18 protein-coding genes are annotated in these 21685 nt (G+C 61.9%); 7 read left to right on the top strand and 11 right to left on the bottom strand.

The window, feature by feature from the left end:
* The first annotated feature begins 1 nt into the window (after window position 1).
* The 4 genes from BM026_RS14650 (at window position 2) to lpxC (ending at window position 4452) form a co-directional block, all read left to right on the top strand.
* Window positions 2–871: a cell division protein FtsQ/DivIB gene (locus BM026_RS14650; RefSeq protein WP_058422950.1), complete on the top strand. Its 870-nt coding sequence runs from the start codon at window positions 2–4 to the stop codon at window positions 869–871.
* Between the two features lie 15 nt (window positions 872–886).
* A complete protein-coding gene (ftsA, locus tag BM026_RS14645) occupies window positions 887–2149 on the top strand; it encodes a cell division protein FtsA (protein ID WP_010213031.1) in 1263 nt (420 codons plus the stop codon).
* 73 nt (window positions 2150–2222) lie between these two features.
* Window positions 2223–3428 (top strand): cell division protein FtsZ, encoded by a 1206-nt coding sequence (ftsZ, locus tag BM026_RS14640; RefSeq protein WP_093529146.1) that lies wholly within the window; start codon window positions 2223–2225, stop codon window positions 3426–3428.
* 112 nt (window positions 3429–3540) lie between these two features.
* Window positions 3541–4452 carry a UDP-3-O-acyl-N-acetylglucosamine deacetylase gene (gene lpxC / locus BM026_RS14635; protein WP_003171886.1) on the top strand — a complete coding sequence of 304 codons (912 nt, stop codon included), beginning with the start codon at window positions 3541–3543 and terminating at the stop codon, window positions 4450–4452.
* A 134-nt stretch (window positions 4453–4586) separates the two neighbouring features.
* On the opposite strand, the gene BM026_RS14630 is transcribed toward lpxC, so the two are convergent.
* The 6 genes from BM026_RS14630 to BM026_RS14605 all read right to left on the bottom strand — a co-directional run bounded on the left by BM026_RS14630 (window position 4587) and on the right by BM026_RS14605 (window position 14066).
* Window positions 4587–6080 carry a GGDEF domain-containing protein gene (locus BM026_RS14630; protein WP_093529143.1) on the bottom strand — a complete coding sequence of 498 codons (1494 nt, stop codon included), beginning with the start codon at window positions 6078–6080 and terminating at the stop codon, window positions 4587–4589.
* Window positions 6081–6166: 86 nt separating this feature from the next.
* Window positions 6167–7489: an OprD family porin gene (locus tag BM026_RS14625; protein WP_093529140.1), complete on the bottom strand. Its 1323-nt coding sequence runs from the start codon at window positions 7487–7489 to the stop codon at window positions 6167–6169.
* A 261-nt stretch (window positions 7490–7750) separates the two neighbouring features.
* Complete coding sequence (locus tag BM026_RS14620; protein ID WP_093119757.1) at window positions 7751–9121, bottom strand: heavy metal sensor histidine kinase; 1371 nt, start codon at window positions 9119–9121, stop codon at window positions 7751–7753.
* Window positions 9111–9788 (bottom strand): heavy metal response regulator transcription factor, encoded by a 678-nt coding sequence (locus tag BM026_RS14615; protein ID WP_071491192.1) that lies wholly within the window; start codon window positions 9786–9788, stop codon window positions 9111–9113. The genes BM026_RS14620 and BM026_RS14615 overlap by 11 nt, the downstream gene beginning before the upstream one ends.
* 25 nt (window positions 9789–9813) lie before the next feature.
* Window positions 9814–12903 (bottom strand): multidrug efflux RND transporter permease subunit, encoded by a 3090-nt coding sequence (locus BM026_RS14610; RefSeq protein ID WP_092240794.1) that lies wholly within the window; start codon window positions 12901–12903, stop codon window positions 9814–9816.
* Window positions 12900–14066, bottom strand: coding sequence for an efflux RND transporter periplasmic adaptor subunit (locus BM026_RS14605; protein WP_093529137.1), 1167 nt, complete (start codon window positions 14064–14066; stop codon window positions 12900–12902). The genes BM026_RS14610 and BM026_RS14605 overlap by 4 nt, the downstream gene beginning before the upstream one ends.
* A gap of 214 nt (window positions 14067–14280) precedes the next feature.
* On the opposite strand from BM026_RS14605, the gene BM026_RS14600 reads away from it, so the two are divergent.
* The 3 genes from BM026_RS14600 (at window position 14281) to BM026_RS14590 (ending at window position 17141) form a co-directional block, all read left to right on the top strand.
* The gene (locus tag BM026_RS14600; RefSeq protein WP_092240798.1) at window positions 14281–14514 is read left to right on the top strand and encodes a hypothetical protein; all 234 of its coding nucleotides are present in this window, start codon (window positions 14281–14283) and stop codon (window positions 14512–14514) included.
* 165 nt (window positions 14515–14679) lie between these two features.
* Window positions 14680–15450, top strand: a complete 771-nt coding sequence (locus BM026_RS14595) for a transporter substrate-binding domain-containing protein (protein ID WP_092240801.1) — start codon at window positions 14680–14682, stop codon at window positions 15448–15450.
* A gap of 107 nt (window positions 15451–15557) precedes the next feature.
* Complete coding sequence (locus BM026_RS14590; RefSeq protein ID WP_093529134.1) at window positions 15558–17141, top strand: methyl-accepting chemotaxis protein; 1584 nt, start codon at window positions 15558–15560, stop codon at window positions 17139–17141.
* On the opposite strand, the gene BM026_RS14585 is transcribed toward BM026_RS14590, so the two are convergent.
* The 5 genes from BM026_RS14585 to BM026_RS14565 all read right to left on the bottom strand — a co-directional run bounded on the left by BM026_RS14585 (window position 17119) and on the right by BM026_RS14565 (window position 21598).
* Window positions 17119–17862, bottom strand: coding sequence for a YkgJ family cysteine cluster protein (locus tag BM026_RS14585; RefSeq protein ID WP_092240805.1), 744 nt, complete (start codon window positions 17860–17862; stop codon window positions 17119–17121). The two genes, BM026_RS14590 and BM026_RS14585, sit on opposite strands and share 23 nt — an antisense overlap.
* 108 nt (window positions 17863–17970) lie before the next feature.
* Entirely contained in the window at window positions 17971–18453 is a 483-nt protein-coding gene (locus BM026_RS14580) for a GNAT family N-acetyltransferase (protein ID WP_093529131.1), read from the bottom strand.
* On the bottom strand, window positions 18450–19352 hold the full coding sequence (locus tag BM026_RS14575; protein WP_071491200.1) for a chemotaxis protein CheV: 903 nt from the start codon (window positions 19350–19352) through the stop codon (window positions 18450–18452). The genes BM026_RS14580 and BM026_RS14575 overlap by 4 nt, the downstream gene beginning before the upstream one ends.
* Before the next feature lie 86 nt (window positions 19353–19438).
* Complete coding sequence (locus BM026_RS14570) at window positions 19439–20413, bottom strand: 2-hydroxyacid dehydrogenase (protein ID WP_092240809.1); 975 nt, start codon at window positions 20411–20413, stop codon at window positions 19439–19441.
* A gap of 216 nt (window positions 20414–20629) precedes the next feature.
* Complete coding sequence (locus BM026_RS14565) at window positions 20630–21598, bottom strand: LysR family transcriptional regulator (protein ID WP_058422937.1); 969 nt, start codon at window positions 21596–21598, stop codon at window positions 20630–20632.
* Between the last annotated feature and the right edge of the window lie 87 nt (window positions 21599–21685).

Raw genomic sequence — 21685 nt, 5'->3', positions numbered from 1 at the left:
CATGAAAGGCGCATCGCTTCGTCATCAGCCCCCTCAAGCACCGAGCCGCAAGCCGGTGCCACGGGGTGCCAGCCGAATGGTGGCTAAAGAGCCGATGTCGGCGCGCCTGCCGAAAGCCAACTTTGGTTTCCTCAAGGCGTTGTACTGGCCGGTATTGCTGGTGGTGCTGGGCTTTGGAACCTACGAAGGCGCGCAGCGTCTGTTGCCGTATGCCGACCGGCCGATCACCAAGATCAGCGTGCAGGGCGACTTGAGCTACATCAGCCAGCAAGCGGTACAGCAGCGCATCGGCCCGTACCTGGCGGCGAGCTTCTTTACCATCGACCTGGCCGGCATGCGCTCGGAGCTGGAACAGATGCCGTGGATCGCCCACGCCGAAGTCCGCCGCGTATGGCCGGACCAGGTGACGATCCGCCTGGAAGAACAACTGCCCGTGGCCCGTTGGGGTGACGAAGCGCTGTTGAACAACCAGGGCCAGGCGTTCACCCCGCGTGAGCTGGCCAACTACGAGCACCTGCCGCAGCTGTTCGGGCCGCAGCGGGCTCAGCAGCAAGTGATGCAGCAGTACCAGGCCTTGAGCCAGATGCTGCGGCCACTGGGCTTCTCCATTGCACGCCTGGAACTGCGTGAACGGGGCAGCTGGTTTTTGACGACCGGGGCAGGCAGTTCCGGCCCGGGCATCCAGTTGTTGCTGGGACGCGACCGCTTGGTGGAAAAGATGCGCCGCTTCATTGCCATCTACGACAAGACCTTGAAAGAACAGATTACGAACATTGCGAGCGTCGACCTGCGTTACGCCAACGGCCTTGCCGTCGGCTGGCGTGAACCGGCAGCGCCCACGGCAGCGCAACCCGCTGTCGCGAAGAATTAAGAAGAGGCAGGACCCATGGCAAACGTGCAAAGCGGCAAAATGATCGTCGGTCTCGATATCGGCACCTCCAAGGTGGTGGCGCTGGTGGGCGAGGTCGGGGAAGACGGTGTCATCGAAATCGTCGGTATTGGCACGCATCCGTCCCGGGGCCTGAAGAAGGGCGTGGTGGTGAACATCGAGTCCACCGTGCAATCGATCCAGCGCGCCATCGAAGAAGCGCAGCTGATGGCCGGTTGCCGGATCCACTCGGCGTTCGTCGGCGTGGCGGGCAACCATATCCGCAGCCTGAACTCCCACGGCATCGTGGCGATCCGCGACCGCGAAGTCAGCTCGGCCGACCTCGAGCGCGTGCTCGACGCTGCCCAGGCCGTGGCGATCCCGGCTGACCAGCGGGTGTTGCACACCCTGCCGCAGGACTACGTGATCGACAACCAGGAAGGCGTACGTGAGCCCCTGGGCATGTCGGGCGTACGCCTGGAAGCCAAGGTCCACGTGGTGACCTGTGCCGTCAACGCCGCACAGAATATTGAAAAATGCGTGCGTCGCTGCGGTCTGGAAATCGACGACATCATTCTCGAGCAGTTGGCTTCGGCCTACTCGGTTCTGACCGACGACGAAAAAGAACTGGGCGTGTGCCTGGTCGACATCGGCGGCGGCACCACCGACATCGCGATCTTCACCGAGGGTGCGATCCGTCACACCGCCGTGATCCCGATTGCCGGTGACCAGGTGACCAACGACATCGCCATGGCGCTGCGTACACCGACCCAGTACGCCGAAGAAATCAAGATCCGCTACGCTTGCGCCCTGGCCAAGCTGGCCGGTGCCGGCGAGACCATCAAGGTGCCGAGCGTGGGTGATCGTCCACCGCGCGAACTGTCGCGCCAGGCCCTGGCCGAAGTGGTCGAGCCACGCTACGACGAGCTGTTTACCCTGATCCAGGCTGAACTGCGCCGCAGCGGCTACGAAGATTTGATCCCGGCCGGCATCGTGCTGACCGGTGGTACCTCGAAGATGGAAGGCGCGGTCGAGCTGGCCGAGGAAATCTTCCACATGCCGGTCCGCCTGGGCGTGCCCCATGGCGTGAAGGGTCTGGGCGACGTGGTACGCAACCCGATTTATTCCACCGGCGTGGGCTTGCTGTTGTACGGGCTGCAAAAGCAGACCGACGGCATTTCCCTGTCGGGCCCGAGCAACCGTGACAGCTACCGCAGCGACGACGAGGCCAAGGCGCCGTTGTTCGAGCGGTTGCAGGCATGGGTCAAGGGCAACTTCTAATGATTTACCGCGACACCGCAACACCGTTGTAAGCAGTAGGCGAAAAAACTAGAGAAATGAAAGGAGAGGGAACATGTTCGAACTCGTAGACAACATCCCCGCAAGCCCGGTCATCAAAGTGATCGGTGTCGGCGGTGGCGGCGGCAACGCTGTCAACCATATGGTCAAGAGCAACATTGAAGGCGTTGAATTCATCTGCGCCAACACTGATGCCCAGGCGCTGAAAAGCATCGGCGCGCGGACCATCCTGCAATTGGGCACTGCGGTGACCAAGGGCCTCGGCGCTGGCGCCAACCCGGAAGTCGGCCGTCAAGCCGCGCTGGAAGACCGTGAGCGTATCGCTGAAGTGCTGCAAGGCACCAACATGGTGTTCATCACCACCGGCATGGGCGGCGGTACCGGTACCGGTGCTGCGCCGATCATTGCCGAAGTGGCCAAGGAAATGGGCATTCTGACGGTGGCTGTCGTCACCCGTCCGTTCCCGTTCGAAGGTCGCAAGCGCATGCAGATCGCCGACGAAGGCATCCGTCTGCTGTCTGAAAGCGTCGACTCGTTGATCACCATCCCCAACGAGAAGCTGCTGACCATCCTGGGCAAGGACGCGAGCCTGCTGTCCGCATTCGCCAAGGCTGACGATGTACTGGCCGGTGCCGTTCGCGGTATCTCCGACATCATCAAGCGCCCAGGCATGATCAACGTCGACTTTGCCGACGTCCGTACCGTGATGAGCGAAATGGGCATGGCGATGATGGGCACTGGCTGCGCCAGCGGTCCGAACCGTGCACGTGAAGCCACTGAAGCGGCCATCCGCAACCCGCTGCTGGAAGACGTGAACCTGCAAGGTGCACGCGGCATCCTGGTGAACATCACCGCCGGTCCTGACCTGTCCCTGGGTGAGTACTCCGACGTGGGTAGCATCATCGAAGCCTTCGCTTCCGAGCACGCCATGGTCAAGGTCGGTACCGTTATCGATCCGGATATGCGCGACGAGCTGCACGTGACCGTGGTTGCGACCGGCCTGGGCGCGAAAATCGAGAAGCCTGTGAAGATCATCGACAACACCCTGCACAACAGCCAGGCCAGCCACGCCAGCCAGGCGGCTGCTGCTCCAGCGCCTTCGCGCCAGGAACTGCCGTCGGTGAACTACCGTGACCTGGACCGTCCGACCGTGATGCGCAACCAGGCTCAGGCCGGTGCTGCGGCGTCCCGTAGCCCGAATCCGCAAGATGATCTGGACTACCTGGACATCCCGGCATTCTTGCGTCGTCAGGCCGATTGATGGAATGTATCAGGGCTATGAAGGTGATTGGTGTTCAGCAAAGGTCTGGTCTGCTATTATCGCCAGCCTTTGTTGATACCAGTTCGCAATTTGCGCTGAAGCGGTCCAAGCCATGATTAAACAACGCACCCTGAAGAATATTATTCGTGCCACAGGTGTAGGTCTGCACTCCGGGGAGAAGGTATACCTGACCCTCAAGCCTGCACCTGTCGACACCGGCATCGTGTTTGTGCGTGCCGACCTGGACCCTGTGGTGCAGATTCCTGCTCGCGCGGAAAACGTTGGCGAAACCACGATGTCGACCACATTGGTCAACGGTGACGTCAAGGTGGACACGGTGGAGCACTTGCTCTCGGCCATGGCCGGTTTGGGCATCGATAACGCCTACGTCGAGCTCTCCGCGTCCGAAGTCCCGATCATGGATGGCAGCGCTGGACCCTTCGTATTCTTGATTCAATCTGCCGGCCTGGAAGAACAGGACGCAGCCAAGAAGTTCATTCGCATTCTGCGGGAAGTGACAGTAGAAGACGGCGACAAGCGCGCCACCTTCGTCCCGTTCGAAGGCTTTAAAGTGAGCTTTGAGATCGATTTCGATCACCCGGTATTCCGTGACCGCACCCAAAGTGCAAGCGTGGATTTTTCCAGCACTTCGTTCGTAAAAGAAGTCAGCCGCGCCCGTACCTTTGGTTTCATGAGTGACATCGAGTACCTGCGCAAGCACAACCTCGCACTCGGCGGCAGCGTTGAAAACGCCATTGTGGTCGACGCGGATGGTGTACTGAACGAAGACGGCCTTCGCTACGAAGACGAATTCGTGAAGCACAAGATCCTCGATGCAATCGGTGACCTCTACCTGCTGGGCAATAGCCTGATAGGCGAGTTCAAAGGCTTCAAGTCGGGCCACGCCCTTAACAACCAGCTGCTGCGCAAGTTGATTGAGCAGACAGACGCTTGGGAAGTCGTGACCTTCGAAGATGCCAGCACCGCACCGATCTCTTACATGCGTCCCGTTGCGGCGGTGTAAGTAACAACTCTCTTTCTTTAGTTTTGAAAGGCTGCCTTCGGGTGGCCTTTTTTTATACCCACTTTTTCTGACTCTGCCACTGTTCAAGTGTGGGAGGGCGCAAGCCACCTCCCACATTAGATCCGCTTCACTATTCAGAGGGTTGCTGAATCGGCAATGCGGTTTCTTCCGCTGTGCTTGGCCTCATACAACGCCTGGTCCGCACTCAACAGCAATGCCTCCAGCGACTGGCGACTGCGCTTGTCCCACGTACTCATGCCAATACTCACCGTAATCGGCTGTTCGTCCCCGGCCACCCGCGGCAAGTGCTCGACGCCGCTGCGGATATGCTCGGCGATCACCCAGGCACCCTTGGCATCGGTCAACGGCAACACCACCGCAAACTCTTCACCGCCATAGCGTGCCGCCAAGTCGGCCGGGCGGCGGATGTTGGTACCGATCACTTGGGCCACGTTACGTAGTGCCTCATCGCCGCCATGATGACCATGACGGTCGTTGAACGCCTTGAAGTGGTCCACATCGATCATCAGCACCGTGAGCGGCTCGGTCGAGCGTTGGGCGCGGTCCCACTCCAGGCGCAGGCGTTCGTCCAGCACGCGGCGGTTGGCCAGGCCCGTCAACGCATCGGTGGCTGCCAGTTCTGACAGTACCCGTTCAGCGCGCCGCCGCCGTCGCAGTTCCCGGCGTAGCATCCAGGTCAGCCACAACAAACCGGCACAGAGCACTCCTGTGGCACTACTGGTCAGCAGTGCCACGCGACTCCAGGGCGCGAATACGTCCTCGCTGGACAGCGCCACGACCACGATCAGTGGCAGTTCACCGACATTGGTAAAGGTATACAGGCGCTCTTTGCCACTGATGGCAGAGATCGCCTGAAAGCTGCCGCTTCCGTCACGCAGTATTCGCTTGAAGTTGGGCCGGTCACTGAGGTCCTTGTCGATCATGTCGCGTTCGAGCAGCGGCTGCTGGGCCAGGAGAATGCCATTCCTGCTCAGCAGGTTGACGCTGCTGCCGTTGCCGATGGTCAGGGTGTTGAAGAGCTGATCGAAATACGCCAGGCGCATGGTCGCAACCGCCACGCCGGCAAACTCTCCCTTGGGGCCTGACACACGTCGACTGAATGCCATGCGCCAGACCTGGTCGCATTCGCAACGGACCTTGAACGGCCGACTGATAAACAAGCCGGCGTTGGCGTCCTTGGCATGCACCTGGAAATAATCGCGGCTGGCAAAATTACGTGGCGTGGGCCGCAGCGTGGAGGAGTCGGCGATAACCGTACCGGTGGTGTCCAGCAGCAGGACCTCGCCTTTGAAAGGCGCCGCCGTGGACAAATCAAACTGCACCAGGTGCTGGATATTGGCGGCAACCTGGGACAAGTCTTCGCGTTGCGTGGCCGCAATCAGACCGTTGAGCGCCATGTCATACAGTTCGACGTTACGCAGTACGTCGGCATTGATCAATTGGGCGATGTTGGTGGTAGACCGCTTGGCCGCTTCGAGCGTGCTGGCGTGTTCGCGCATCAACAGCACCGCGACAATGATCACAATCAGGGCGACGCTGAGCCCGCTGCCCAGGATCAGTAACAACTCAGGGTGTGCGGGTGAGGTACGAACAGGGCGTGGACTCATCGGGCAGACTTCAGCGGTGAGGATGCTGGCAGTTTAGTTCTACCCGATGAAAATTAAATACTTGGTTAAAAAGAAAAAATCACCCCTCAGAACACGTTGATCGGATAGTCGACGATCACGCGGTACTCGTCCACGTCCCGATCCACCGCCGCGTAGCCATTGCCACCGCGGTTGGTCGCCCATTGCAGGCGCACCGCCAGGTCCTTGGCCTTGCCGCCCTGCACCACATATTTCACGTCGATGTCGCGTTCCCAGTGCTTGGCATCTTTGCCATCGGCGCTGTACCAGGCGCTGTAGCCACGGCTTTGCGGATCAACTTTGGTCAGGTCGGTCTCGCCGCTGATATAGGACACCGCCGAGGTCAGGCCCGGCATGCCGAGGCCGACGAAGTCATAGGCGTACTTGAGCTTCCATGAGCGTTCGTTGGGGCCGTTGAAGTCGGAGTACTGCTGGGAGTTGTCCAGGTAGATGCTGTCGCCCTGGGCGATGTAGTCGAATGGCGTGTTGCCGTTGACCCGCTGGTAGGTGGCGGTGACGCTGTGGTTGCCCACGCCCACGGTGAAATGCAGGCTGTAGGTGTTGTTGTCGATGGCGCCGAGCAGCGACTGGCCGGTGTCCTGGGTGTGGTAGTAGTGCAGGCCCGGGTTGAGGCTGACCAGATCATTCAGCGCGTAGGTGTAGTCCAGGTCGTAGTAGTACTGGTTCCACACGTCCTTGAGTTCCGACGCGTAGAGGTTGCTGGTCAGCCCGGCGATGCCGCTGAACGATACGCCGGCCCAGTTCAGGTGCTGGCTGTCCGCCGTGTTGGGCAGCGCGCCGTAGCTGGTGCCGATGCGGCGATGGCCGCTCTGGTTGTAGAGCTTGGTGAAACTGGCCTGGCCGCCTTCGAACATCCAGCCGTCGAGACTGTGGTTGGTCAGGCTCACGCCACGGAAGGTCTGCGGCAGCATGCGTGTCGCGCCGCCGGCGATCACCGGGTTATTGAGGAACAGGTCGCCGGCCTTCAGCTCGGTATCGAATGCGCGCATTTTCAAGGTGCCACCCGCGGTAGAGAACGAGCCGGGTGCCTTGCCGTTGCCACCACCATACGGAAGGATGCTGGAACCATCGGTGCCGCCACCGCCGTCGAGCTTGAGGCCGAGCATGGCATGGGCGTCCAGGCCGAAGCCGACGGTGCCCTGGGTGTAGCCGGATTCGAAGATACCGATGAAACCCTGGCCCCACTCCTTGCTGTCATCGGTGTGAATGTCGCGCCGGTCGCGGTTCATGTAGTAGTTGCGGGTGTTGATAGTGAGGTGGGCGCCTTCGACGAAACCGTCGGCGGGGGTAGTGTCTGCCGCGTGGGCAAGGGGGGAAATCGTTGCGGCTATTGTGAGGAATAACGGGGTGAACGTCAGCGAGTTCTTCACCGGTGGAGCTCCTTTGGTCAATCGGAAACGGCCAGTGTCGTTGGGGGTGCCTGGCCTTTTTTGACGGCAAAAAAAAGCCGCTGAACGTCAGCGGCTTTAAGACAGATTCCCAGTGTAGAGCCCTGGAAATAAGTCGAGGGAAATGCGGGTAAGCGGGAAAGCTGTCATTGCCGTCGCGCTCATCGATGCGTCAAATTAACGCAGGTGAGCGGTGCGATACAGAGTGTAACAAGATAATGACTGTTGCCCAAATCGCAACAGTCATGGTGCTACCGGCAGGCTAATACCAAAGGTATTCCCACCGCCGTCACTGCGCACGAACACATCGCCGCCATGCATCAACGCAATCGCCTTGACGATAGCCAGGCCCAACCCGTGATTGGCCCCGCTGTTGCTGCGCGACGCGTCCACCCGATAAAAGCGTTCGAACAGACGCGGCAGGTGCTCGCTGGCAATCACTTCGCCGGGGTTGGTCACACCAATCGAGACCTGATGCTCCTGCACCTCTATGTTCACTGCGATGACCTGCCCGGGCGCGGTGTGTTGCACCGCATTGCTCAGCAGGTTGATCAGTGCGCGGCGCAGGTGGGCTTTCTCGATCTGCACCACGGCATCCCCGTGGACCTGCACCTGGACCTGGGCGTCTTCGAGGATGAAGTCCAGGTAGTCGAGAGTGGTGGCCACCTCGTCAGCCAGGGAGCTTTCGATCAGCTTGGTAGCCTTGCTGCCCTGGTCGGCGCTGGCGAGGAACAGCATGTCGTTGATGATCGAACGCAGGCGCTCCAGCTCTTCGAGGTTCGATTGCAGCACCTCGAAATAATGCTCGGCCGAGCGCCCACGGGTCAGCGCCACCTGGGTCTGGCCGATCAGGTTGGTCAGCGGCGAACGCAGTTCATGGGCCACATCGGCGTTGAACGACTCCAGGCGCGAATAGGCTTGCTCGACGCGGTCCAGGGTGGAGTTGAACGAGTTGACGAACTGACTCAACTCCGGCGGCAACGGCGACAGTTGCAGGCGCCCGGAGAGCTTCGGTGGCGCGAGTTTCTGCGCCTCGTCCGAGAGTTTGCCCAGCGGTTTGAGGCCGATGCGCGCCACCCAGAACCCCAGCAACGACGCCAGCACCACGCCTACCAGGGCCAGGCTGATCAATGCCACGAGCAAATGATGCTGGGTGGCGCGGAAGTTCTCGGTGTCGATGGCGATCATGAAGCGCAGCGGCGGGCGCTGGTCCTTGGCCGGGAACTGGCTCACCAACACCTTGAACGGGTGCTTGTAGCCCGCCAGGTGCAAGTCGCGCTTGCCTGTGCGCCCTTCGGCGAAGGCGCGGATCTGCGCATCGGGGTTGCCATACTCGTAGTTCGGGTCGCTGCTCACCACCCAGAAGCGGATGCGTTTGTCTTCCTCACCCAGCAGCTTGAGCTTGGCCTTGATCTTCACCCAATGGTCCGGCGTACCGAAGCGGTTCACCGACGATTCGAGCACGCTGTAGCGCGCATCCAGCTCGGCGCCCGGCAGCAGCCCAAGGCTGCGGTCCACCTGTTGATAGAGCGCGCCGCCAATCAACAGGAAGATCAGCAACGCCACCAGGCTGAACATGCCGCTCAGGCGCAAGGCAATGGAGTTAGCCGACATTGCGACTCTCCAGCACATACCCCATGCCCCGGATGGTGTGCAGCAGCTTGGTGTCGAACGGCCCGTCGAGCTTGGCGCGCAGACGCTTGATCGCGACTTCCACCACATTGGCGTCGCTGTCGAAATTGATGTCCCAGACCATTTCCGCAATCGCCGTCTTGGAAAGGATTTCGCCCTGGCGTCGCGCCAATACGCTGAGCAGCGAGAACTCCTTGGCGGTCAGGTCCAGGCGCACGCCGTTGCGGCTGGCCTTGCGGCTGATCAGGTCGATCCACAGGTCAGCGACCGTCACCTGCACCGGCTCGTGCCCGCCGCTACGGCGGGTCAGGGCTTGCAGGCGTGCCACCAGTTCCAGGAAGGAAAACGGCTTGCCCAGGTAATCGTCGGCGCCTTCGCGCAGGCCGCGAATGCGGTCTTCCACGCGCTCGCGAGCGGTCAGCATGATCACCGGCGTCTGTTTGCGTGCACGCAAGGCGCGCAACACGCCGAAGCCATCGAGGCCGGGCAGCATCACGTCGAGCACGATCACCGCATAATCGTTCTCCAGCGCCAGGTGCAGACCCTCGACACCTTCGCGGGCGACATCGACCGTATAGCCTTGCTCGGTCAGACCGCGATGCAGGTAGTCCGCGGTTTTCTCTTCATCTTCAATAATCAGGACGCGCATGAGTCTTTTGCTCCAGGGCCGGGCCTCAATCTGTGGTCGCCAACGCAGGGGTTGGTATGGGCCGGTGGAAAAACTTCTCGAGGTACAAGTATATGACCGGCGTGGTGAACAACGTCAGCGCCTGGCTCACCAGCAAGCCGCCGACCACCGCGATCCCCAGCGGCTGGCGCATTTCCGCACCGGGGCCGGCGCCGAGCATCAGCGGCACCGCGCCAAGCAGGGCGGCGAGGGTGGTCATGATGATTGGCCGGAACCGCGTGACGCAGGCTTCGTAGATCGCTTCTTCAGGCGCAAGCCCGCGCACGCGCTGGGCGTCAAGGGCGAAGTCGATCATCAGGATGCCGTTCTTCTTCACGATACCGATCAATAGCACCAGGCCGATCAAGGCCATGATCGAAAAATCCTGGCCCATCAGCGACAGCATGATCAGTGCGCCCAACCCGGCGGATGGCAAGGTCGAGATGATCGTCAGCGGGTGCACGAAACTCTCGTACAACACGCCGAGGATGATGTAGACCGCCACCAGCGCCGCCAGGATCAGCCACGGTTGGCTGGCCAGGGAGCTCTGGAACGCCTGGGCCGCGCCCTGGAAGTTGCCGATGATGGTAGTTGGCATGCCGATTTCATTCTTGGCTTGATCGAGCATGAGCACCGCGTCGCCCAACGCCACGCCCGGCGCCAGGTTGAACGACAGGTTGGCGGCCGGGAACATGCCGTCATGGCTGATGGAAAGCGGCCCCACCGTCGGTGGATCGACTTTGGCCAGCGCCGACAGCGGCACCATCTCGTTGGTCAGCGGCGAGCGCAGGTAGAAATAGTTCAGGCTTTCGGCCTTGCCGCGTTGTTGCGTGTCCAGTTCCAGCACCACCTGGTACTGGTTGATTTCGGTCTGGAACTCGTTGATCTGGCGTTGGCCGAAGGCGTCGTACAGCGCCTGGTCCACATCGGTGGCGGTCAGGCCAAAGCGTGCGGCGGCCTGACGGTCGATGCTGATGTGGGTGATGCTGCCGCCCAGTTGCAGGTCGTTGGACAGGTCGCGAAAGGCCGGGTTGGCGCGCAGTTTTTCGGTGAGGCGCTGGGTCCAGGTATTCAGCGTCGCGCCGTCATTGCTCTTGAGCACGTATTGGTACTGGGCGCGGCTGGGGCCGGAACTCAAGTTGATGTCCTGACCGGCACGCAGGTACAGCACAATGCCCGGCACCTTGGCCAGTTTCGGGCGGATGCGATCAATGAACTGGCTGGCGGACACATCGCGATCACCGCGATCCTTCAAGGCGATCCAGAAACGCCCGTTGGCAATGGTCTGGTTGCTGCCGGTCACCCCCACTGAATGCGAGAACGCTTGCACCGCCGGGTCGGCCTTGACGATCTCGGCCAGGGCCTTGTGCTTGGCGACCATGTCCGGGTACGACACGTCGGCCGCCGCTTCGCTGGTGCCGAGTACAAAGCCGGTGTCCTGCACCGGGAAGAAACCCTTGGGGATAAACACATAGCCGACCACGGCCAGGGCCAGGGTTATCACAAAGATCGCTGCCATGGTGCGTTGATGGGCCAGGGCGCGGCGCAGGTTGCGCGCATAGCCGGCCAACAGGCGCTCGCTGAAACCTGGTTTGTCGTGGGCGTGATGGGTGGGCGCGCGCATGAACAGCGCGGCGAGGGTCGGCGCCAGGGTCAGTGATACCACCACCGAAATCAGGATGGTCGAGGTGGCTGTCAGCGCGAATTCCTTGAACAGCCGTCCGACCACACCGCCCATGAACAGCAGCGGAATGAATGCCGCCACCAGCGAGAAGCTGATGGACACCACGGTAAAGCCGATTTCACCGGCGCCCTTGATCGCCGCTTCGCGCTTGTCGAGGCCCGCCTCCAGATGACGGTGAATGTTCTCCACCACCACGATCGCATCGTCCACCACAAAGCCCACGGCAATCACGATTGCCACCAGTGTGAGGTTGTTCAGGCTGAAGCCCATCAGGTACATCAGCGCAAAACTGGCGACCAGCGACACGCCCAGCACACTGGACACAATCAGCGTCGCCGACAACTGGCGCAGGAACAGCGCCATCACCGCCACCACCAGCAGGATGGCGATCAGCAAGGTGACTTCCACTTCGTGCAAGGAGGCGCGGATGGTCTTGGTGCGGTCGGTCAACACGCTGACCTGCACCGACGCCGGCAACATGGCTTGCAGGCGCGGCAACTCGGCTTGAATACGGTCGACGGTCTCGACGATGTTCGCGCCGGGTTGGCGTGAGATCACCAGGTTGACCCCGGGCGTGTCGCCGGACCAGGCCTGCACGTAGGCGTTTTCCGAGCCATTGATGACTTTGGCGATATCACGCAGTTGAACCGGTGCGCCGTCCTTGTAGGACACGATCAACTGCGCGTAGTCCTCCGGGTGGAACAACTGGTCGTTGGTCGACAGGGTCGACACGCTGTTCTCGCCGTAGATCGCGCCCTTGGCCAGGTTGAGGCTCGATTGCTGGATAGCCAGGCGGATATCGGCGAGGGTCAAGCCGATGGCGGCGAGTTTGTCCGGCGACGCCTGCACGCGGATCGCCGGGCGTTGCTGGCCGGTGATGTTGATCTGGCCAACGCCGTCGATCTGGCTGATCTGCCGGGCCAGCAGGGTTTCCACGTAGTCGCTCAGCTCGGTGCTGGGCATGCTGTTGGAACTGACGCTGAGGATCAGTACCGGGCTGTCCGCCGGGTTGACCTTTTTCCAGGTCGGCAGGCTCGGCATATCGCTGGGCAGCTTGCCGGACGCGGTGTTGATCGCCGCCTGCACTTCCTGGGCGGCGGTGTCGATGCTCTTGTCCAGGGTGAATTGCAGGGTCAGCAGGCTGGAGCCCAAGGCACTGCTGGAGGTCATCTGGGTCATGCCGGGGATGGCGCTGAATTGCACCTCCAATGGCGTGGCCACGGACGAGGCCATGGTGTCCGGGCTGGCGCCAGGCAGGGTGGCGGTCACCTGGATGGTCGGAAACTCCGCTTCAGGCAGTGGGGCAATGGCCAGGCGCGGGAAGGCAATCAGCCCGAGCAGCACCAGGGCGAAGGTCAGCAGCAGGGTGGCGACCGGGTGGTCGACACACCAGGCTGACGGCGAACGGCTCATGGTTGCACCTTGGCATCGACGGTCTGGATGACCTGCGGTGGGTCCTTGAGTACCTCCACCTGCGCACCGGCCTTGAGCCGCGACTGGCCGTCACTGATCAGCACATCCCCGGCCTGCACGCCCTTGATGATGTTGAGGTCGCTGTCCTGGTACGTCACCTGCACCGGCACCACCTCGACCTTGTCGCCGTTGACCCGGTACACGAAGTGCGAATCCAGGCCGCGCTGTACCACGGTCGGTGGAACGACCAAGGCGTTTTTGTCGAGGGCGGTCTGGATCTTGATAGTCACCAGTTGCCCCGGCCACAGGCGCTGTGAAGCGTTATTGAACTCGGCCTTGGCGCGCAGGGTGCCGGTGGTGGAGCTGATCTGGTTGTCGATCAGGCTCAAATGGCCTTCGCCGAGCAAATCGCCGGTCTGGCCGTCGGTATCGGCGCCCAGGTAGGCGTCGACGCTGGCCGGGGTGGGCGCCGCGATCAGGCCTTGCAGGGTGGGCAGCATCTGTTGCGGCAGGGAGAACTCGACGGCAATCGGGTCGATCTGGGTCACGGAAAACAGGCCCTGGGTATCGGCTGTGCGCAGGAAGTTGCCTTCATCCACGGTGCGAATACCCACGCGGCCGCTGACCGGTGAGCGAATCTGGGTGTAGGAAAGTTGCACCTGGGCCGAATCGATGGCGGCCTGGTTGCCCTGGGCGGTGGCCTTGAGCTGGTTGACCAACGCTTGTTGCTGGTCATAGGTCTGCTTGGACACGCCGTCATCGACGCTCAATGCCTTGTAGCGCTTGAGGTTGACCAGCGCCACCTGCAACTGCGCCTGGCTTTCGCCCAGTTGCGCCTTGGCCTGGTCGAGATTGGCGCGGATCGAGCGGTCATCGATGGTCGCCAGCAGGTCGCCGGCCTTGACCCGTTGGCCTTCCTTGACCAGCAATTTTGTGAGGATGCCGTCCACCTGCGGGCGAATCACCACGCTGTGCAGTGACAGCACCGAACCGATCCCGCTGACAAAGCGCGGAACATCCTGCTGCACCACGCTCACCACCCGCACCGGAATCGCCGTGGGCGCCGCCAGTCTGGCTTTGGCTGGACGGGTCAAGGTCCAGGCTGCAACAGCCAACACTACGAGGACAGCCACGATCAGGGCGGTTTTGCGTTGAATGTGCATGGGGTGAGGCGCCAGGGCAAAGGATTGGAAGTGTGTGAGGCCTTTATAGCCTGCCAACCCGGTCAGCAAGGTGACTGCTAACTGACGGCGCTGTCAGTAAAGGCAGACCATTCGTACAGGTGGTGGTTAAAGATCCGAGGCGGGCAGGTATACTGCGCGCCAGCGTGGCCCGCAAGCCGGCCCCGCGTCATTTCTTGCACGCTCCGGAGCTTCCATGACTTCCCCGACACAACCCCCTGTTGAAGCGGCCGACCTCGTCGATCCGGCCAGCGCCGAAGGCGTTGAAAAAGCCGAGATCCCGGCGTTCAAATTCCCCTTCAAGCCGGGTGAGCTGGCCGGGGCCAAGAATGCCGCCCAGCCCTGGTACAAGAACGGTGCCAGGAATGGCCACACCAAGACCCCGGGCATGGCGCCACCGGGCACCCGCCGTTCCATGGGTAAACGTTAAGATTAATCCACTGTAATATTTGCGGGATGTTGCCTACAGCTCCAGTCGCTATTTCTTCTTGTAGGCCCACGACCGTTTCTTGAAAGCTTGCACAGCTTCCGCTGCACCCCTGGTTTTTCCACAGGGAGCAGCGGAGGGCGCTCTTTCCGGAAAAGGACGTTTCCTGTGGCCCTGATACACCTTTGTGTAGCGTTTGTCCTGTTGCTTGCGGTGGATGCCGTTGCAGGCCTTGATCAACCTCGACGCGAAATCCGCTTCGCCGTTGCCGCGCAATTTCCCCCCTTCCAGAGCCGCAACCCGCAAGGGCAGTTGGTCGGCTTGAATATCGAGTTGGGCAACGCCCTTTGCCAGCAGTTGAATGTTCGCTGTACCTGGGTCGACCAGGTGCTGGTCGAAAACTTCGGACGTCTTGAAGCGCGGCAATTCGATGCAATCATGGGCATTGCCCCTACACCCCTGCGCCGGCGTTGGGTCAGTTTTACCGACAACCTCTACCCCTTTACCACGCGTCTTGTCGCCCGTCGAAGCTCGGGCCTGATGCCGACACCAAGGTCGCTCAAGGGCAAGCGAGTGGGCGTATTGCTGGGCAGTAATCGCGAAGCCTTTGTTCGTTCGCAATGGGCGCGCGAAGGCGTGATTATCAAGAGTTTCTGGCTCAACGACGAGCTGGTCCGCAGCCTGGTGGCAGGCGATATCGATGCGACCCTGCAGGGCACTGTGGAAATTCGCGAGGCCCTGCTCGACACGGCTGTCGGCCAGGATTTCGACTTTCTGGGGCCCGCCGTTTGTGCTGAGTTGTTAGGCAATGGTGTTGCGATTGCGCTGCGCAATACCGACACGGCGCTGCGTGTCGAGCTGAATCGTGCGCTTGAACAGCTCAAGCACAATGGCGAATACCAGCGGATCGTCGCGCCTTATCATCTGGACCGGCCGTGATGGCTAATTAATTGCGCGGAACATGAGCTGGATCAGTATTTGCCCCCTCGGTGCGCTTAGAGTCGACGCCCTGCCGACTCCCCCAACAACCACGAGCGCGCTTCTCCATGAAGATCAATCTGCCGGTCACCGGTCGGAATGTGGACTTTGCCCCCGACGCCAACATCCTTTCGACCACCGACCTGACCAGCGCGATTACCTACGCCAACCAGGACTTCATCGATATCAGCGGCTACAGCTGTGACGAGCTGCTGGGGGCGCCGCACAACATCCTGCGGCATCCGGACATGCCGGTCGAGGCATTCGCCCATATGTGGCAAACCCTCAAGAGCGGCCGGTCGTGGATGGGCATGGTGAAAAACCGCTGCAAAAACGGTGACCACTATTGGGTCAGCGCGTATGCCACGCCGGTGACCCGAGAGGGCGCGACCGTGGAGTATCAATCGGTGCGTATCAAGCCGGATGCGCGCAGGATCGCGGTGGCGGAGCGGATGTATGCGCGTTTGCGAGCGGGCAAGCGGCTGTCCTGGCCGGTCGTCGGCATGGGGGTGAAATTATCGGCATGGGTCATCGCCACTTGCGCGGTGACCTGGGCCTTGGGCTTGGGCCTGACGGACTCCGCGCCGGTCTGGCAGCTACTGGCGTTGGTGTCGGGCTGTGCGGTGGGGGCGGCTGGCGTGCGGCTGATGTTGCGGCCCTTGGCTGAACTGCAAAAGCGCGCGCGCCGGGTGGCCGACAACCCGCTGAGCCAGGCGATCTACACCGGGCGCCGCGACGAGTGCGGGCAGATCGAGTTCGCCCTGCACATGCTCGAAGCCCAGGTGGGCGCAGTGGTAGGGCGTATCGACGATGCCTCCCAGCGCCTCTCCGGCCACGCTGCACGGTTGGTGCAGCACCTCGACAACAGTCACGCCAGCAGCCTTGGCCAGCAGACCCGGACCGACCAGGTGGCGGCAGCCATTCACCAGATGGCCGCCAGCGTGGCCGAAATGGCCCACCATGCCCAGCAGGCGTCCAAGGCGGCCGATCAGGCCGGCAGCGAAACCCGTGAAGGTCACCTGCGTGTGGATGAAAGTCATGATGCGGTGTTGCGCTTGTCCCAGGAGCTGGTGCGGGCCACGGAGGTTATCCACCAGTTGGAAAACCACAGCGGTGAAATCAGCAGCGTGCTGGAAGTAATCCGCACGATTGCCGAGCAGACCAACCTGCTGGCCCTGAACGCGGCTATCGAAGCGGCGCGGGCCGGTGAGCAGGGGCGCGGGTTTGCGGTGGTGGCCGATGAAGTGCGCGGCCTGGCCCAGCGCACCCAGCAATCGACCGATGAAATCCAGCGCATGATCAGCACCCTGCAAGGCGGCGCACGGGACGCGGTGCAGGCCATGGCGCACAGTGGCGAGCATGTCGACGCCAGCGTCAAACAGGCGCAGCGGGCAGCCGCCGCACTGGATGGCATCAGCCAGCGCGTCACACAAATCACCGCCATGAGCCAGCAGATTGCGACCGCCGTGGAGGAGCAGAGCACGGTGAGCGAGGACATCAATCGCAACATCGTCGGCATCCGTGATGCCGGGGAGGCCACCGTCAGTGCTGGGCAGCAGAGCCGGCTCAGTTCAAGCGATGTGGCCGCACTGGCGGAGGATCTACGGCAGTTGGCGCGGGAGTTCTGGTCTAGGCCGCGCGCAACGAGATAAACGCATAGTTGGCCGGCACTTCGGTGGCAATCTGCGCCCCGGCATCCAGCACTTGCTCGGCGATGTCCATTCCCGACACATGGAACACCCATTCATTGGCCACGGACGGCTGACCCACCGCCAACTCGATCGCTTGGGCAAACGCGCCCATGTCCGGCAGGTAAGCGGTAAACCCATCGCCCTTGAGCGCCGTGGTGCGAATGCCGAGCAAGGCGCACACCGCTTCCTTGGTCTGCACGTCATCACGGTCGGCCTGACGTGAGCGCTGGATCAACTGCGCCAGTTCAGGGTCCATCAACTGGCCGCCCACGATCAGTTCCGGCCCCTGTTCCCAGGACTCCGGTGGGCAATCCTTGGCGGCGGGGTTCAACGGGATATGCGGATTGATCTCCATCGGGTAGATGCGGCACACCAGCGGGCGACGCTCATAGATACGGCAGCGGTTGTCCTCGTCAAGATTCCGGCAGGGGCCGGCGTTGTAGGCGGCAAAGGTGATTGCCACAAACGCCTCGGTGTTGCCGCTGGGCACGACCACCGAACGGCGTTCGGCATGTTCGCGTTGTTGCAGGGGCAGGCCCAGGCCATTACCGAGGAAACCTTCCACCAGGACGATGACGCTGCCGCCGTCGGCCGCCCACTGGCGGGCTTCTTCGAGGGTCAGGGGCACGTGATGATCGGAGCAGCATTTGCCGCAACCTACGCAGGAAAATCGAGTGTTCATGGCGGATCTGTCACCAGGCTAGGTCAGAGGGCACGCAAGAACGGTGACGGGTTTCTACCTCTGTTCACCGTTTTGTCTCTGTGGAAGCAAGTTGCACGCCAGTGCCTGTCAGTCCTCTGTCATTACATCGCGTAGGACAAATCTCATGCCTGCGCTCTCATACAACTGCCGAGCGCGCAGGTTGCTTTCCAATACCTTGAGGTCCACATAGGGCTCGCCGCGCTGCTTGAACACCTGGAAGCTGTGCAGCAACAAGGCGCGGCCCAGCCCCTGGCCCTGGGCGCAAGGGTGAACGGAGAGGTTCTTGATGAACGCGCTGGTCCAGCATTGCGCGACGGCGAGAATGCCTTCGTGGTTGCTCGCCACCAGGCACAGCGTGGGGTCGAACTCGGCGTCGGTGGTGAATTGGTGCTGCCAGGTTTCCAGGTGGGGAACGCGGCCGCCGCCCTGGTCCTGGGTCATGCGCAATACCGCATGAATCGCTGGTGCAAGCTCGTCACGATAATGATCCAACTGTGTATCCGCGGGCCACAGCGGGGCAGGCAGGCTGCCGGTGAGGTCGCGGCGCAGCAGTTGGAAGTATTCGCTCACAGGCCTTTTTGCGCCACGGTTTGAGCGGCCACTACCAGGCACTTGGTCAACTCGGGCGAAGAGAACTTGGTGAGCACCGCATCGGCGCCGGCCAGCCGGGCTTTTTCGCTGTTCATCGCGCTGTCCAGGGAGGTGTGCAGCAAGATATAGAGGTGCTGGAAGTCCGGGGTTTCGCGCAGGGTGCGGGTGAGGGCGTAGCCGTCCATTTCCGACATCTCGATGTCCGACACCACCACATTGATCTGCTCGGCTGTGCCTTGCAGCTCCAGCAGCACGTCGATGGCTTCCTTGGCGCTGCGTGCGGTGTGGCAAGTGAGGCCGAGGTTGCGCAGGGTGTGTACCGATTGCTGCAGCGCGACCTGGCTGTCGTCCACCACCAGGATGCGCGCATTGCCCAGTACTTCGGCCTCTTCCATGGTCAAGTCGGTGGGCGCCGCTTCGATTGGCGCCGGTGCGATGCCATGGATGACTTTTTCGATATCCAGCACCTGCACCAGGCCGCCTTCTACCTGGGTCACCCCGGTGATAAACGCACGGTTACCGCCGGAGCCGTAGGGCGGCGGACGGATGTCGGTGGTCAGGCAATGCACGATCTTGCTCACCGCCTGCACATGCAACCCCTGTTTGGAGCGGCTCACGTCGGTGACGATCAGGCAGCCACCGTCCGGGTCTGCCAGGGGCATTTCGCCGAGGGCGCGGCTCAGGTCGATCACCGCCAGCGAGTTGCCGCGCAGGGTGGCGATGCCTTTCACATGCGGGTGGGACTCCGGCAGCTTGGTCAGCGGCGGGCATGGGATGATTTCGCTGACTTTCAGCAGGTTGATCGCCATCAGCTTGCCGCTGCGCAAGGTAAAGAGCAGAAGCGAGAGTGAGTCTGCGCGGGCTTTGGTGGTGGGCATAAAAACCTTCTGTGGATCAGGGATGACGATCTATGGAAGGTTATCGACTTGAGCGGCCCATGCTTTAGGGGCATGGGCCGCTAAAATCATTCCTTCCACACCTGAGGATTCACCAGGTCCTGCGGACGCTGGCCCAGCAGGGCGCTGCGCAGGTTGTCCAGGGCACGGTTGGCCATGGCTTCGCGGGTTTCATGGGTGGCCGAGCCGATGTGCGGCAGGGTCACGGCATTGCTCAGTTGGAACAGCGGCGATTCGGCCAGTGGCTCTTGCTCATACACATCCAGGCCGGCACCACGGATACGCTGGCTTTGCAGGGCTTCGATCAGCGCCGGTTCGTCTACCACCGGGCCGCGGGAAATATTGATCAGGATCGCGCTGGACTTCATCAGCCCCAACTCGCGGGTGCTGATCAGGTGCCGGGTCTTGTCGCTCAACGGCACCACCAGGCACACGAAATCCGCCTCGGCCAGCAGCGCGTCCAGGCTGCGCAACTGTGCGCCCAACTCCTGCTCCAGCGCCGGCTTGCGGCTGTTGCCGCTGTAGAGGATCGGCATGTTGAAACCCAGGCGGCCACGCCGGGCCACGGCCGCGCCGATATTGCCCATGCCGACGATGCCCAGGGTCTTGCCGTGCACATCGCAACCGAACAACGGCGCGCCGACACTGGCTTTCCACTGGCCGGCCTTGGTCCAGGCGTCCAGCTCGGCCACCCGGCGAGCGCTGCTCATCAGCAGGGCGAAGGCCAGGTCGGCGGTGCTTTCGGTGAGCACATCCGGGGTGTTGGTGAGCATGATTCCGCGCTCGTTGAAGTACGCCACATCGTAGTTGTCGTAACCCACCGACACGCTGGACACCACTTCCAGCTTGCTTGCGCCTTGCAACTGCTCGCGCCCCAGCTTGCGGCCCACACCGATCAGGCCGTGGGCGTGGGGCAGGGCTTCATTGAATTGAGCGTTGATGTCACCCAGCTTGGGGTTGGGCGCGATCACCTCGAAATCCTGTTGCAGGCGTTCGATCATTGCCGGGGTGACGCGGCTGAAGGCGAGGACAGTCTTTTTCATTGCAGGCGGGCTCATCGACTACGGGAGAATGCCAAGCACGCTAACATTCCTGCCGACAGTTGTCAGGACGTCACATGTATCCATGTGAGCACCGGACCAAGTGTGGGAGGGGGCTTGCCCCCGATGGCAGTGGACCGGTCAACACATCTGGTGACTGACGCACCGCTATCGGGAGCAAGCTCCCTCCCACATCTGATCTGTATCACCTGGGAGAGATCAGTTCGCCAGACGCGCACCGCTGAGGCTGCCACTCAATTCATACGCCACCAGTTCCGCCTGGTGCGCCGCCAGAATCTCCGGCAGCGAGCCGCGCAGGTATTCCACCCAGGTCTTGATTTTCGCATCCAGGTATTGGCGCGAGGGATAGATGGCGTACAGGTTCAATTCCTGGGAACGGTAGTTGGGCATGACCCGCACCAGGGTGCCGTTGCGCAGGCCCTCGATGGCCGCGTACACCGGCAACAGGCCAATGCCCATGCCGCTGGTGATCGCGGTTTTCATCGCGTCGGCCGAATTCACCAGGAACGGCGAGGTATTGATCGCCACGCTTTCCTGGCCTTCGGGGCCGTTGAAGGTCCACTTGTCGAGCTGGATCACCGGGCTGACCAGGCGCAGGCAGGCATGGTTGAGCAGGTCATTGGGGCGATGGGCGCAGCCCTTGGCCTTGACGTAATCCGGCGAGGCACAGGCGATGCTGTAGGTGATGCCCAGGCGCTGGGACACGAAGCCCGAGTCCGGCAGTTCGCTGGCCAGCACGATGGACACGTCATAGCCTTCGTCGAGCAGGTCCGGCACACGGTTGGCCAGGGTCAGGTCGAAGGTCACGTCCGGATGGGTGCGGCGATAGCGAGCGATGGCGTCGATGACGAAATGCTGGCCGATGCCGGTCATGGTGTGCACTTTCAATTGCCCGGCGGGGCGCGCATGGGCGTCACTGGCCTCGGCTTCGGCTTCTTCGACATAGGCCAGGATCTGTTCGCAGCGCAACAGGTAACGTTTACCCGCCTCGGTCAGTGCAATGCGCCGAGTGGTGCGGTTCAACAAGCGGGTTTGCAGATGGGCCTCAAGGTTGGAGACCGCGCGCGACACATTGGCAGTGGTGGTATCCAGTTGCACCGCGGCGGCGGTGAAGCTGCCGGCTTCGGCCACGCAACTGAAGGCGCGCATGTTTTGCAAAGTGTCCATGGAGTGTTCTCAAGGGAGATGCCAAATTGTGACATGAAGTTGCGCGCAGGTGTGTATCCGCTGGGCGCTGTCCCCTCCCGACATGGG

It is taken from the genome of Pseudomonas sp. NFPP24, assembly GCF_900112095.1.
Taxonomy (GTDB): Bacteria; Pseudomonadota; Gammaproteobacteria; order Pseudomonadales; family Pseudomonadaceae; genus Aquipseudomonas; species Aquipseudomonas extremorientalis.
This window is presented reverse-complemented; position numbering and strand designations above follow the sequence as displayed.

Coding starts and splice junctions, on each gene's coding strand:
- BM026_RS14650 (WP_058422950.1), top strand. CDS start 2: ATGAAAGGCGCATCGCTTCGTCATCAGCCCCCTCAAGCACCGAGCCGC.
- ftsA (WP_010213031.1), top strand. CDS start 887: ATGGCAAACGTGCAAAGCGGCAAAATGATCGTCGGTCTCGATATCGGC.
- ftsZ (WP_093529146.1), top strand. CDS start 2,223: ATGTTCGAACTCGTAGACAACATCCCCGCAAGCCCGGTCATCAAAGTG.
- lpxC (WP_003171886.1), top strand. CDS start 3,541: ATGATTAAACAACGCACCCTGAAGAATATTATTCGTGCCACAGGTGTA.
- BM026_RS14630 (WP_093529143.1), bottom strand. CDS start 6,080: ATGAGTCCACGCCCTGTTCGTACCTCACCCGCACACCCTGAGTTGTTA.
- BM026_RS14620 (WP_093119757.1), bottom strand. CDS start 9,121: ATGTCGGCTAACTCCATTGCCTTGCGCCTGAGCGGCATGTTCAGCCTG.
- BM026_RS14615 (WP_071491192.1), bottom strand. CDS start 9,788: ATGCGCGTCCTGATTATTGAAGATGAAGAGAAAACCGCGGACTACCTG.
- BM026_RS14610 (WP_092240794.1), bottom strand. CDS start 12,903: ATGAGCCGTTCGCCGTCAGCCTGGTGTGTCGACCACCCGGTCGCCACC.
- BM026_RS14605 (WP_093529137.1), bottom strand. CDS start 14,066: ATGCACATTCAACGCAAAACCGCCCTGATCGTGGCTGTCCTCGTAGTG.
- BM026_RS14600 (WP_092240798.1), top strand. CDS start 14,281: ATGACTTCCCCGACACAACCCCCTGTTGAAGCGGCCGACCTCGTCGAT.
- BM026_RS14590 (WP_093529134.1), top strand. CDS start 15,558: ATGAAGATCAATCTGCCGGTCACCGGTCGGAATGTGGACTTTGCCCCC.
- BM026_RS14585 (WP_092240805.1), bottom strand. CDS start 17,862: ATGAACACTCGATTTTCCTGCGTAGGTTGCGGCAAATGCTGCTCCGAT.
- BM026_RS14575 (WP_071491200.1), bottom strand. CDS start 19,352: ATGCCCACCACCAAAGCCCGCGCAGACTCACTCTCGCTTCTGCTCTTT.
- BM026_RS14570 (WP_092240809.1), bottom strand. CDS start 20,413: ATGAAAAAGACTGTCCTCGCCTTCAGCCGCGTCACCCCGGCAATGATC.
- BM026_RS14565 (WP_058422937.1), bottom strand. CDS start 21,598: ATGGACACTTTGCAAAACATGCGCGCCTTCAGTTGCGTGGCCGAAGCC.